This is a genomic window from Sediminibacterium soli (assembly GCF_009939225.1).
Lineage (GTDB): Bacteria > Bacteroidota > Bacteroidia > Chitinophagales > Chitinophagaceae > Sediminibacterium > Sediminibacterium soli.
In genome coordinates this window covers 860,470-873,736 of the sequence record NZ_JAACJR010000008.1, presented here as the reverse complement: position 1 = coordinate 873,736, position 13,267 = coordinate 860,470, and the positions used below count along the sequence as shown (strand labels likewise).

Sequence of the window (13,267 nt, the reverse complement as noted above, 5' to 3'; positions counted from 1 at the left end):
AACCTATGCTGACAAGGATCGGATGGATGCTTGTGTTGCTGCTGCCGCTGCGGTCTGCCGCACAGACAGGCAATGGCCCGGTGCAAAAACGCGGCGACAGTACCCGGCTGATCGGCTGGATAGAAGAAGCCGCCACGGAGCCGCCGGTGATATGGCTGAACGAGAACAACCGTTCAGACGATGCCGGATTGTTTATGCCTTCTTTACTGGGTGCCAACAGAGATATACTGCTCGGCGCCGCCGCTTTTCATTTCAACGTGTTCCGGTTCAGGGTAAGGGGATACGATGCGGCATGGTCGCGTACGCTGATCAACGGCATCGCAATGAATAATCCCGAAAACGGGTTCATACCCTGGTCATACTGGAGCGGTTTGAACGATGTTACCCGTAATGTGCAGGTAAGCGCTTTTCTGCGGGCCGATGAAAACGATTTTGGCGATATCGGTATCAGCAGCAGCATCGACATGCGCGCCTTCCGGCAGCGTGCGCAAACACAGCTGGGGTATTCGTTCTCCAACCGTTCTTACACGCACCGGTTATCCGGCTCCTATGCGAGGGGAATGAATGCAAAAGGATGGGCTTATGCAGTGAGTGCAGGCGCCCGTTATGCAGAGAAAGGCTATATGCCCGGCACTTTTGTCAGTGGCGCCGCCTATTACCTGGCTGTCGACAGAAAAATCGGCGCCGATATTTTTTCCGTTTGTGTTTTTGGCAATGCGGCTCTTAACGGAAAACAGTCGGCATCGGTAAAAGAGGTCAGGGATATTACCGGATCTGTGAAATACAATGCCTACTGGGGTTACCAGCACGGGCAACCAAGAAATGCCAATGCGGGATATACCCATGTGCCGGTACTGATGATCAATTACGACAGGCGTATCAGCAACCACGAATCCTGTCTTTTTTCGCTGGCGGCCATGTACGGCAGACGCAGCGCCACCGGTCTCGACTGGTACCATGCGCCCGACCCAAGACCCGATTATTACCGCAACCTGCCTTCCTTCAGCCAGGATACGGCGCTTCGCGCGGCAATGACGGATGCATATGCCAGTGATCCCGGTCTGCTGCAGGTAAACTGGGACAGGTTATATGCCGTTAACCGCAACAGTAACGAAACGGTATATGATGTGGATGGCCTGCCGGGCAGCCGTTTCACCGGTCTGCGGTCGCATTATATTCTCGAAGAGCGGGTAACGAAGGTGCAGCGTGCGGATGCGGGTATGCGCTACCAATCGATGCTGCCCGGCTCAATGGGTTTATCGGCCGGCGTATCGGCGCAATGGCAGCGTCTGCGTCATTTCAAACAGATCCGCGACCTGCTGGGTGGCGAATACTATATGGACTGGAACCAGTTTGCGGAAGGAGACGCCTCCGTGATGCAGAACGATCTTGACCATCCCAACCGCGTATTGAAAAAAGGCGATCGCTACGGCTACGATTACCGGATGACGCACGGAAATGTGTACGGCTGGATGCAGGCCATCGTACCACGAAAAAAATGGGATCTGTTTTTTGCACTCAAACTGGGATACGCCACCTGGTTCCGGGACGGGCTGATGCGCACCGGTTTGTTTCCGGAGCAGTCGCTCGGACGCTCGCTTGTATATGAATTTGCAGAATATGCGTTGAAAGGCGGCGCCACCCACAAGTTCAACGGCCGCCATTACCTCGGGTTGCAGTGGCTGGTATCCGAAAAAGCGCCGTCTGCCGATGATGTGCTGATCTCCCCGGCAACAAGGAATACGGAACAGGAACTGATCGACAGGCAGCAGGTGTACAGCGGGGAGATCAGCTACCATTTGCAATCCCCCGCATTAAAAATAAGGGCCAGCATGTATACAACCTGGTTCAGGAAGGGAATGAATGTACTCAGTTTTTACCACGATGGCTACCGGAGTTTTGTGAACTATGCGTTGAGCGGTATCGATAAAAGACACAGCGGCGCAGAACTGGGTATCGAGTGGAAACCTTTTCCGCGGTATGCCTTCACCGGCGCCGCATCCTGGGGAAGTTTTCTGTATACCAGCCGGCAAAACCTGGTGGTAACAGCAGACAACGATGCCTATGTGCTGGAACGGGATGTAGTGTATGCAAAAAACCATCGCGTGGGAGGCACGCCGCAGCAGGCCTATCTTGCGGGGGTAACCTACCAGGGAGAGCGTGGCTTTTATGCCAACCTGAGCATCAGCTATTTCAGGGAACACTGGCTGGAGATGAACCCGCTGCGGCGAACTTCTGCGGCGCTGGCCCAGCTATCACCCGGCAGCGATGCCCGGAGATCGGTATTGGAGCAGCAGCGGTTACCGGATCAGTTCACCATCGATATTTCGGGAGGCGGTTTTTTCCGGTTAAAACAGCACAGCGAAAGATCAGCCACCGTATCGGTGTATGCGGGCATCAATAACCTGTTGAACAAACAGGATATGGTTTCCGGCGGTTACGAACAATTGCGTTTTGATGCAAATCATATCAACCGTTTCCCTGCTAAATTTTTTTATGCGATGGGACTGAATTTCTCCGTAAACATTTCCCTGAGATTTTAATATCCGACTATGAAAACCACTTCCCTGTTGTTATTGGTGCTGGTATTGCTGAGCGCAAGCACCTGTCATAAGAAAATAGAGGAACCGCCGGTGGGCAAGCCTGCCGATATCCGGCCGAATCTTTCGATCAGGCAGCTGCGCTCCCAGCATTTTGCCGGTGGGTTTGAAAAAATACTGAACGAGTACGTGGTCTCCGGACTGGTTGTTGCCAATGACAGCAGCGGCAATTTTTACAAAACAATCGTTGTGCAGGACAGTACCGGTGGCATCTCCGTTAAACTGGACGCCACCGGCTTGTATGCAAGCTATCCTGTTGGCCGGAAAATAGCCCTTAAGCTGAAAGACCTTTGGCTGGGCGATTACGCCAATATGATACAGCTGGGTGCAGGCGTAGACCGGTCCGATCCGCAGTACCCCGAGCTGATCGCCATACCGCAGCCGCTGATAAACCGGCACATCATTGCCGGTTCGTATGGCAACCCTTTGCGGCCGATACCTGTTACCATAGAGCAGCTGGGTGATTCGCTGCAAAGCTGCCTGGTGCGTATCAGCGATATCGAACTGCCGGCATCGGATACCGGCAAAACCTATGCGGATGCGCCAAACCGGGTTTCGGCCAACCGTACGGTGCAGGCCTGCAACGGAGCCCGCGTAAGTTTGCGTACCAGTGGTTTTGCCGGATTTGCCGGTGTCAGAACACCCAGGGGCAACGGCCAGATCACGGCGGTGTACAGTGTTTTCAGGAATGAAAAACAGCTGATGCTGCGTGATACCGCGGATATGCAGCTGAAAGGATTGCGCTGTGCCGCCGCAGGGATCAAGCTGCTGTTATCGGAAGATTTTGAGACCAGGCCGCCGGATTCTGTCCAGATCGCAAAAAACTGGAAGAACATCGCCGAAGCGGGTAACCGGCTTTTTCAGCGGAAAACAAATTCGGGAAACGGGTATGCCGAGATCGGGGCTTTTGCCACGGGGCAGCCAACGGTCGGGTCCTGGCTGATATCACCCCCGGTTAATCTCACGGGTTCCGCAAATGAACAGCTGCAGTTTATGACCAGGGATGGATTCGATAACGGCGCAACGCTGCAGGTACTGGTGTCCACCAATTACGACGGGAGTGCCATGCCCTGGAAATCAAAATGGGTGCCTTTGAAAGCGCAGGTGGCAAAGGGCACTGTCAATAACCTGGCAACAAGCTGGGTCTGGTCCGGCAATATCAGTCTGGACAACTACAAGAGCATCGTTTACATCGCTTTTAGGTACGATGGCGCGGATCCCGCTATGGTGTACGATAAACGCACCACCCGTTTCCAGCTGGATAATATCCGCATTTTGGGGAACTGACGGGGGAACCTGAAAAAATTTCGCCGTACCATCCTTTGCGGGCTGAAAATCTTGCCAACATGACAGCCACGCCGGTTTGGTATTTTCTTTGTTGATTTGCAGCAAAATTGAACAGGTATGCAAAAAGGACAGATCCGGGTACAAACGGAGAATATTTTTCCCATCATCAAAAAATTCCTTTACAGCGATCACGAGATATTCCTGCGGGAACTGGTAAGTAATGCGGTGGACGCTTCCCAGAAGCTGAAGACCCTGTCTTCCATCGGCGAGGCAAAAGGAGAACTGGGCGAGCTCCGTATCGATGTGGTACTGGACGCCAAGGAAAAAACGCTGAGCATCATCGACCGCGGCGTGGGTATGACCAGCGAAGAGGTTGACAAATACATCAACCAGGTAGCGTTCAGCGGTGCCGAAGAATTCATGGAAAAATACAAGGATGCCAATATCATCGGGCATTTTGGCCTTGGGTTCTACAGCGCTTTTATGGTGAGCGATAAAGTGGAGATCTATACCAAAAGCCATAAACAGGAGGCAAACGGTGTATACTGGAGTTGTGATGGCAGTCCCGAATTTGAGCTGTACGATGTTGATTACAGCCAGCGCGGCACAAAAATCGTATTGCATATCAATGAAGAAAGCCAGGAATTCCTGGAAGCATCGAGAATACAGGGCATCCTGACACGTTTCTGCAAATTCCTGCCCATTCCGATCTATTTTTCAGAAGCGGGAGAGAAAAAAGAAGGTGAGGAGAAATCGATCAACAACACCGATCCGCTCTGGATCAAAAAGCCGGCAGATCTTTCGAAAGAGGATTACGAGAAATTTTATAAAGAGCTCTATCCTTTCAACGAAACGCCCCTGTTCTGGATACACCTCAATGTAGACTATCCTTTCAACCTCACGGGTGTTCTCTACTTCCCGAAAATCAAACAGAGCTACGAGATACAGAAAGACAAGATACAGTTATACAGCAACCAGGTATTTGTTACCGATGAGGTGAAAGATATCGTTCCTGAATTCCTGATGTTGCTGCAGGGTGTGATCGATAGCCCGGATATCCCGCTGAACGTGAGCCGCAGTTACCTGCAGGGCGATCCCAATGTAAAAAAGATCAATGCCCATATCACCAAGAAAGTGGCCGATAAACTCGATGAGATATTCCGGAACGAAAGACAGTCGCTCGAAGAAAAATGGGAGAGTCTTGGCCTGTTCGTGAAATACGGCATGATGACCGATGACAAGTTCCTGGAGAAAGCGAACAAATTTCTGGTGATGGAAGACGTGGAAGGAAAATTCCATACGCTGGAAGAATACAAAATGGCCACCGAAACGCTTCAGAAGAACAAGGAAGGCAAGCAGGTGATTCTGTATACGACCAACCCGGTGCAGCAGAATGCCTATATACAGGCGGCAAAGGCAAAAGGTTACCTGGTGGTAAAGATGGAAACGATGGTGGACGCGGCGTTTATCAACACCATGGAAATGAAATGGGAGAACACCGGCTTTGTGCGTGTGGACGCGGATATCGTAGAGAACCTGATCGACAAACAGGAGAGCGCCGAGAGTGTACTGAGCAAGGAGGAGAACGAAAAGCTGAAGGAAATGTTCACGCTCACCATCGCCGACCTGCATGTTACCACGGAAGTAAAAGGACTGAGTCCCGAATCGGCGCCTGTTGTGGCTACACGCCCGGAGTTTATGCGCAGGATGAAAGATATGGGCGCTGTTGGCGGCGGCATGACCGCTTTCTATGCACAGATGCCCGATGAGGTAACGCTCACTGTAAACGGCAACCACCCGATCTACCAGTCATTGTTGAAAGAGGCCGATGCGGATGTGCAGACCAAACAGATCCGCAACCTGGCAGACCTGGCCCTGCTTTCACAGGGATTGCTGAAAGGAAATGAACTCACCAATTTCATCAACCGAAGCGTTGAGTTACTGCAGAAATAAACTGTTCAGACAAAACACATCAACTGCCGGCACACCGCCGGCAGTTTTTTTATCCAAACCCTCTGCGAAACTCTCCTCCTCCGCGTCTCTGCGGTAAAAAACCTCCCTGCATCTGCAGCATCACAGCCTATCGGCCATCCATCCCCCGGTTCCGCAGCATCACCAATCCGTAAATCCACCCTCATATCTCCCTTCTTTCGTTTAAATTGCCGCATGCTCCATCGCCTGCAGATACAGAAGATCATCGAAGAAGCACCGGGTACAAAGTCGTTTGTTTTAGGCGGTGCAGACATCAGCTATACGCCGGGTCAGTTCCTGACTTTTGTATTCCGCAAAAACAATGGCGCGGAAGACCGCAGGAGTTATTCCATTTCATCGGCACCGGTAATGAATGAGCCGTTGCAGGTAACGGTGAAACGTGTGGCCAACGGCGCCTATTCGCGCTGGTTTATTGACGAGGCCAGGGAGGGGGACATTGTGTACACCACCGGTGCCTCGGGTTTTTTTGTGTTGCCGGAAACCATACAGGAATACGATGCGGTCGTGTTCTTTGCTGCCGGCAGCGGGATCACACCTGTTTTTTCACTGATCAAAACATTGCTGGCTTCGCACCCCGCTGTCAGGGTACACCTGGTGTATAGCACCGTCTCTCCCCACACCACTATTTTTTATCGGTTGCTGGAGGACCTGTTGGGGAAATACCCGCAAAGATTGATCGTCGATTACCTGTTCAGCGGCCAACATCAAAGCAGGAAACGGTTAAATGTGGCGCGTATCACAGAGATGGCGGGCCGGTATAAACAACATGCTTTGTTTTTTCTGTGCGGGCCATTGGAATACATGCGCACCATCACCATCGTTCTAAAAACGGAAGGTGTACCCGAGCAGCATATCCGCAGGGAAATATTTCATATAGAAAAACCACCTGTTAAAGAATTGCCTCCCGATGCGCTGCCGCATATGGTAGAGGTATCGATGAAGGAACAGTTGTTTCGCTTCGAGGTACAATACCCCGCCACTATTCTGCAAACAGCAAAATCACTGGGAATCCCTTTGCCATACAGCTGCGAGGCGGGTCAGTGCGGCACCTGCTCGGCCACCTGTGTTTCGGGTAAGGTGTGGATGTGGCATAACGATGTGTTGCTGCAGGATGAAATAAACAACGGTCGGGTACTGACCTGCACGGGTTATCCTGTGGGCGGGGATGTACAGCTGAGGATATGAAGCGATCGGCTGGATCAGTCAACAGATAGCCGGCAGTCCACCACCTTCATCTGCAGACTTTTTTCACCGTTCCATTCGTTTTCATCGATCGTGAACAGGATATCTACCGGCTGGCCGCACCGCAGCAGCTCCATACTGGCGGCCATATTAAACCCGATCCCGGTTAGGGTGGTATTGTTCTGTCTTACCACAAAACGGAGATGCTGCTCCTTTACGATCTTGGAAGCGCCGGTATCTTTTGCTTTTCGTACAATAAAGACAGGTCGCATGTTTTCGGGCCCGAACGGTTCCATCTGCGAGAGTATGCTGTAAAAATTCGGGTTGATCTCGTTGAGGCCTATCTCCGCGTCGACGACGATCTCGGGGATCAGTTGCTCTTCGGTGATCAGCAGGCCCACTTCTTTTTCAAATGCGTCGGAGAATGCCTGCACTTTCTCGGGCAGCAGCGTCATGCCGGCCGCGGCAAAATGCCCGCCATACCCCAGCAGGTGTTCGCGGCAGGCATAAATGGCCTCGTATAAATTGAAACCTGCCACACTTCTTGCACTGCCGGCTATATAATCTCCGCTGCGTGTAAGTACGATGGTAGGCCGGTAAAAACTTTCGATCAGTCTCGAGGCAACAATACCCACCACGCCTTTGTGCCAGTGTTCCTGGAATACCACGGTTGTTTTTCGTGTAAGATGGTTTTCGTCGCCGCGTATCAGCGCCAGGGCCTCTTCGGTGATACTGGAATCGGCTTCTTTGCGGTCCATGTTATCGCTGTGCAGCATTTCTGCAAAAGCCAGGGCTTTGTCGTAATCTTTTTCGATAAACAACTGCACGGCTTTTCTGGCATCGTCCATTCTGCCCGCAGCATTCACGCGCGGGGCTATCACGAAGACAAGACTGCTGACATGCATCTTTTTTTTGATGCCCGCCAGCTGCATCAGCGCTTTGATACCGGGGCAGGGGTCTTCGTTCACTTTGATCAGGCCGTAATAGGCCAGCGTCCGGTTTTCGCCGGTAATGGGAACGATATCCGCAGCGATGGCCGTGGCCACCAGGTCCAGGTAAACAAGGTAAGCCGTATCGGGCAGCCCGATCTCCTGTGCCATCGCCATCATCAGTTTAAAACCTACGCCGCAGCCGCAGAGTTCTTTGTAGGGATAAGCGCAATCAGCCTGTTTCGGGTTCAGTATGGCCACTGCATCGGGGAGGTCTTTGCCCGGCAAATGGTGGTCGCAAACAATAAAATCGATGCCCTGTTCCTTTGCATAGCCGATCAGTTCAACCGATTTGATGCCGCAGTCGAGGGAAACGATCAGGGTAACGCCGGTCTCCTTTGCATAGTCGATACCCATCCGGGAAACGCCATAACCCTCGCGGTAGCGGTGGGGTATGTAAAAATCAACCTGGTCGTATACCGATGAAAGAAAACCAAACATGCTGGCCACCGAGGTGGTGCCGTCCACATCGTAATCCCCGAATACGAGTATTTTTTCCCTGCCGGCAAAAGCGGTCAGCAGCCTGTCAACGGCTTTGCGCATGTCTTTCATCAGCCAGGGATCGTGCAGGTCCGAAAGCCGGGGGCGGAAATATTGTTTGGCTTTGTCAAAATCATCAATACCTCTCTGCACCAGGATCTGGCAAAGGGTACGGTTGATCCTCAGCGAATCATGCAAAGCGGTTACCGTGGCAGTATCCGCAGACAATATTTTCCACCTTTTTTGCATCAGTATTTTCTGTCGGTCGTATACCGGACCAGGTCTTCCAGGGCAGCGCGGATCTCGGTATCCGGAAATTCATGCAGCAGCTGCAGGGCTTCGTCCCGGAACCTGTTCATTTTTTCTTCCGCATAACGGATACCGCCGCTTTCTTCCACGGTTTTCATCAGCCAGCTGACCTTTTCCTTTTTGGTGTTTTCATTTTTTACGATGTAGATCAGTTTTCTCCTGGTCTCCGCATCGCACTGATTCAGGGTATAAATAAGGGGGAGGGTTAATTTTTTTTCCTTGATATCGTTGCCGGTGGGCTTGCCTACATTGTACATGCCGTAATCAAAGAGATCGTCTTTTACCTGGAAGGCCATACCCACTTTTTCGCCAAAAACACGCACTTTTTCCACCAGAACGGGGTCTTCCATGGTAGTGGAAGCACCTGCGGCGCAGGCAGAAGCCAGCAGCGAAGCGGTCTTACCTTTAATAATATCATAGTAAACGGCTTCGTCCAGGTTAAGTTTTCTTGATTTCTCGAACTGCAGCAGTTCGCCCTCACTCATCAGCTTAAAAGCTTCGGTCAGTATCTCCAGCACATCGTAATCGCGGTTGCTCAGCGAAAGCAGCAGGCCTTTCGACAAAAGATAATCGCCCACCAGAACGGCGATCTTGTTCTTCCAGAGCGCATTGATTGAAAAGAATCCCCTACGCTCCATCGAATCATCCACTACATCGTCGTGCACCAATGTGGCCGTATGCACCAGCTCCACCAGCGAGGCCGCGCGAAAAGTGCGGTCGGTTACAGGTCCGCCAAGCCGTGCACTCAGTAAAACAAACATCGGACGCATCTGTTTACCCTTGCGCTTGACAATATATTGCATAATCCTGTCAAGCAAGGCAACCCTGCTTTGCACTGCGTCCTTAAAATGTTTTTCAAAAAGCCTAAGTTCTTCAGCGATAACCTGTTTTGCTAAATTCATCGATCAAAATAATGCTGCAATATAACACTTGCGCTATACAATAACCCCGGCGAAAGCAGCGTTAATGGTACTGCTGCGGTCTTTACTTGCGAAAAACCGAAGTAAATAAGTGTATTTAATACTGGTAAAAATTGTACAATTTCATCATAAAGCATATTTTTGCCATGTTTTCCGTCAAGTTCTTTAATTAAAATCAATAAACAACACTTTTTATGGCAAGCAAAAAGTACATCCTTATCCTGGCCATGGCACTGTTGGTACAGACCGTGGCTATGGCGCAAACCCAAAGTACTGATTGGGGTTGGGATTGGAAGGACACTTCTAAGATAGCAGTGTCTCACATGCCCCAGCACAATGAGTTCCTGAACAACCAGTACATCTACCCTGCAAAACCACGCAACATGTGGGAACTGGGTCTGGGTGTTGGTTTGGTGAAAATCCAGGGCGACGTTAAAGGCAAATACGGCTTCGGTGCCACCGTGTCTTTACGTAAAGCCATCAACAATGCATGGTCTATCAGAACTTCACTGACTGGTCTGTGGCCTACCGGTGAACCCAATGCGTATGGCGCGGCAATCGGTCAGACTGCCTACAAAAACCGCACGTACCAGTTGGGAATCGATGCGATCTATTCATTGAATGCGGCAAGTCACTACCGCGGCAATCCCAAAACAAACCTTTACCTGATCGGCGGTTACAGCCTGAACGCTGCGCTGGTTCAGTATAAAGGCGCACCCGGCGCTCAGCCAGGTGGTTACAACTATTTCTACGGCCTGGGCTGGCCTAACAGCCAGGCGGGTACGATCACCACTTTTGGTGGTAATACCATCAACAACCGTCACGCTTATACGCTGTTCCATGGTCTGGATGCCGGTCTCGGTATCGCGATCAAAGCCAGCAAGCGTGTGAATGTTGGTCTGGAGCACAAATTCACGTTCCCTGTATACGGATACGATTTTCTTGACGGCTGGAGAGGTGGAAACAGCAATGATTTCTACGGTTTCACCAGCTTCCGTGTTAACATCAACCTGGGTAACGCCGCTAAGCGCGTTGAACCATTGTGGTGGCTGAACCCCAACAACTACGTGTACAGCGAGTTGAATGTTCCCCGTCACATGAAACTGCCTAAAGTGGTACTGCCCGATGGCGATGGTGACGGTGTAACCGACCAGTTCGACCTGGAGCCAAACACTCCGAAAGGCGCACCTGTTGATTCACACGGTGTGGCAAAAGATACAGATGGCGACGGTGTACCTGACTTTAAGGACAAAGAAATCCTGACTTCACTGAAATGCTTCCCTGTAAATGCCGACGGTGTTGGTACCTGTCCTGAACCAGCCTGCTGCAAAGAACTGCGCGACCTGCTGGCCAACAGCAAACAAGAACCTACTCCTGTTTGTACTATCGGAAGCCTGCCAAGCGTACAGTTCGCCAAGAACAGCGCTAAGCTTACCAAAGCTGCTGAATCAGTACTGGCAAGCGCTGCCGCTACCATCAAGGCTAACCCTAACTGTAATGTAAAAGTGATCGGTTACGGTGCTTCAAGCAAAGCTGCACAGCAGATGAGCTGGGAGCGTGTAAACGCTGTGATCAAATACCTGACTGAAAAGCAAGGTATCTCTGAAGGCAGATTGCTGTTCCAATACGGTCAGGACGGCGATGCAAACACGGTAGACCTGCAAGGCACTACAGAAACAGGTCCTAACACAGTACCTGCTCCGCATCCGAACCTGAGAAAAGGATAATCAAACACGGGAAACCGTAACAGATAATCGCCAAAGCCTCCATGCGTAATGGGGGCTTTGGTCATTATAGGAAGATTGATAAGGGTAGTGTCAGTTAAATTGCTTCATGGTTGCATTGTTAAATTGTTCAATGATTATTTAACCATTAAACAATTTAACAATGCAACCATGCAGTCAATGTAACCTTCCTGCCCCTTATTTGGCAATACCCCCATTTACCTCCTACCTGTTTGCCAGCAGGTTAAAATGCAGTTCGCCAAAGTTCTGCAGCGAGGAGAGCTTGAGGTCCGCCGCGGCCCAGCGGTCTTCTTTCGACTGGCTATGATGAGGTACCACCACGCATTTCATCCTGGCCGCTTTTGCCGCGATCATGCCGTTGAATGAGTCTTCAAAACAGATGCACTCATAAGGGCGTGCGCCCAGATTCTCGGCGCAGTTCAGGTATACCTGCGGATGGGGCTTGCCATAGGGAAGCGATTCTGCCGAGCAGGCAGCTTTTACATAGTCTTTGATACCTGCCAGGCCCACCACCAGGTCGATCAGCGCAGGCGGGGAAGAGGTGGCCAGACCGATGCGGAACTTTTGCCGGGTAAAGAAATCAAATATATAGGGTACACTGGGCATGATACGGCCCTTGCGTTCGATCTTGTTCAGCACCGCGTAAACGATGTTTTTTTCTGCACGCGCCAGTTCTTCATCGCCTATATTGAAATGCCGGAACCACCATTGCAGGAACTCTTTGGTACGTAAGCCGGTTGTGGTTACATATTGTTCTTCTGTAAGGCTCACGCCGTACTGCTGAAAAACTTCGGCAGCAGCTTCGCCCCACAGCGGCTCGCTGTCTACCAGTAAACCATCGATATCAAAAATGACCGTATTTAATTGCATGGATGCAAAAGTATCGGTAGTAAACGGATCGGCGCAGCAAATTTTGCGGAGAGAGCGTTTGTAACGAAATGCGTAATTTGCAAGGCTTGCTATAACTGATTGATGGCTATGAATCTTCTGGAACGATTTCGATACATCCGTTTATTCCGTTCGGTGGTATACAGTATTGTGGGTGCGCTCACCTACCCCGGGCTGGTGTTTTTTAACCGCATACGGATAGAGGGTACGGAAAACCTGCGCAGGCTGCCCAAAAAAAATGTGCTGTTCGTCAGCAATCACCAGACCTATTTTGCGGATGTCATCGCATTCATCCATATTTTCTGCGCGGTGAAATGGCGCAAGCAGAACCGCCTTGGGGTACCCTACTATCTTTTAAACCCTTTTACCAATGTTTATTTTGTTGCCGCGGAAGAAACGATGAACGGCAGCTGGATCAGCCGTTTCTTCAAAATGGCCGGTGCACTGACGATCAAAAGAACCTGGCGCGAGAACGGCCGGGAGATACAACGCAGCCGCGAGGAGAGAGATACCCAGAAGATCGATAAAGCCCTGGGCAGGAGCTGGGTGATCACTTTCCCGCAGGGCACCACCAAACCCTTTGCACCGGGCAGAAAAGGCACCGCCTATATCATCAAGCACAACCAGCCCGTTGTGATACCTGTGGTGATCAACGGCTTCTGGCGCGCATTCAATAAAACAGGTCTCGGATTTAAAAAGAAAGGGTCCCTGCTGTCCATCCGTTTCAAGGAACCCATGGTTATCGACTATACCCAGCCCGTTGAAGAAATACTCGACCAGGTGATGGAAGCCATTGAACAAAGCAAAAGCTATATGCTGCGCGGCAGGCATCATTTTATGCAGCTGCTGGGGAAGTAGGGGAGGGTTAAATGGCT

Annotated in this window: 9 protein-coding genes; 6 read left to right on the top strand and 3 right to left on the bottom strand. The window is 51.0% G+C overall.

Annotation, left to right across the window (positions count from 1 at the left end; genetic code table 11):
* The first annotated feature begins 5 nt into the window (after window positions 1-5).
* From GWC94_RS10930 to GWC94_RS10915, 4 genes are all read left to right on the top strand, one after another.
* Window positions 6-2,543 (top strand): TonB-dependent receptor, encoded by a 2,538-nt coding sequence (locus GWC94_RS10930; RefSeq protein WP_161835065.1) that lies wholly within the window; start codon window positions 6-8, stop codon window positions 2,541-2,543.
* A 9-nt stretch (window positions 2,544-2,552) separates the two neighbouring features.
* On the top strand, window positions 2,553-3,887 hold the full coding sequence (locus GWC94_RS10925) for a DUF5689 domain-containing protein (RefSeq protein WP_161835064.1): 1,335 nt from the start codon (window positions 2,553-2,555) through the stop codon (window positions 3,885-3,887).
* Between the two features lie 117 nt (window positions 3,888-4,004).
* Window positions 4,005-5,840, top strand: coding sequence for a molecular chaperone HtpG (gene htpG / locus GWC94_RS10920; RefSeq protein WP_161835063.1), 1,836 nt, complete (start codon window positions 4,005-4,007; stop codon window positions 5,838-5,840).
* Between the two features lie 213 nt (window positions 5,841-6,053).
* Complete coding sequence (locus tag GWC94_RS10915; RefSeq protein WP_161835062.1) at window positions 6,054-7,064, top strand: ferredoxin--NADP reductase; 1,011 nt, start codon at window positions 6,054-6,056, stop codon at window positions 7,062-7,064.
* Window positions 7,065-7,078: 14 nt separating this feature from the next.
* Here the strand turns inward: GWC94_RS10915 and recJ are convergent, their stop codons facing one another.
* Complete coding sequence (gene recJ, locus GWC94_RS10910) at window positions 7,079-8,779, bottom strand: single-stranded-DNA-specific exonuclease RecJ (protein ID WP_161835061.1); 1,701 nt, start codon at window positions 8,777-8,779, stop codon at window positions 7,079-7,081.
* The gene (locus GWC94_RS10905) at window positions 8,779-9,741 is read right to left on the bottom strand and encodes a polyprenyl synthetase family protein (protein WP_161835060.1); all 963 of its coding nucleotides are present in this window, start codon (window positions 9,739-9,741) and stop codon (window positions 8,779-8,781) included. The genes recJ and GWC94_RS10905 overlap by 1 nt, the downstream gene beginning before the upstream one ends.
* Window positions 9,742-9,953: 212 nt before the next feature.
* Between GWC94_RS10905 and GWC94_RS10900 the strand changes: the two genes are divergently transcribed.
* Window positions 9,954-11,486, top strand: a complete 1,533-nt coding sequence (locus tag GWC94_RS10900) for an OmpA family protein (RefSeq protein WP_161835059.1) — start codon at window positions 9,954-9,956, stop codon at window positions 11,484-11,486.
* A 222-nt stretch (window positions 11,487-11,708) separates the two neighbouring features.
* Here GWC94_RS10900 and hxpB read toward each other — a convergent pair whose 3' ends face one another.
* The gene (gene hxpB / locus GWC94_RS10895; protein ID WP_161835058.1) at window positions 11,709-12,374 is read right to left on the bottom strand and encodes a hexitol phosphatase HxpB; all 666 of its coding nucleotides are present in this window, start codon (window positions 12,372-12,374) and stop codon (window positions 11,709-11,711) included.
* Between the two features lie 102 nt (window positions 12,375-12,476).
* Between hxpB and GWC94_RS10890 the strand changes: the two genes are divergently transcribed.
* Entirely contained in the window at window positions 12,477-13,250 is a 774-nt protein-coding gene (locus tag GWC94_RS10890; protein ID WP_235918514.1) for a lysophospholipid acyltransferase family protein, read from the top strand.
* The last annotated feature ends 17 nt before the right edge of the window (window positions 13,251-13,267 follow it).

Coding starts and splice junctions, on each gene's coding strand:
- GWC94_RS10930 (WP_161835065.1), top strand. CDS start 6: ATGCTGACAAGGATCGGATGGATGCTTGTGTTGCTGCTGCCGCTGCGG.
- GWC94_RS10925 (WP_161835064.1), top strand. CDS start 2,553: ATGAAAACCACTTCCCTGTTGTTATTGGTGCTGGTATTGCTGAGCGCA.
- htpG (WP_161835063.1), top strand. CDS start 4,005: ATGCAAAAAGGACAGATCCGGGTACAAACGGAGAATATTTTTCCCATC.
- GWC94_RS10915 (WP_161835062.1), top strand. CDS start 6,054: ATGCTCCATCGCCTGCAGATACAGAAGATCATCGAAGAAGCACCGGGT.
- recJ (WP_161835061.1), bottom strand. CDS start 8,779: ATGCAAAAAAGGTGGAAAATATTGTCTGCGGATACTGCCACGGTAACC.
- GWC94_RS10905 (WP_161835060.1), bottom strand. CDS start 9,741: ATGAATTTAGCAAAACAGGTTATCGCTGAAGAACTTAGGCTTTTTGAA.
- GWC94_RS10900 (WP_161835059.1), top strand. CDS start 9,954: ATGGCAAGCAAAAAGTACATCCTTATCCTGGCCATGGCACTGTTGGTA.
- hxpB (WP_161835058.1), bottom strand. CDS start 12,374: ATGCAATTAAATACGGTCATTTTTGATATCGATGGTTTACTGGTAGAC.
- GWC94_RS10890 (WP_235918514.1), top strand. CDS start 12,477: ATGGCTATGAATCTTCTGGAACGATTTCGATACATCCGTTTATTCCGT.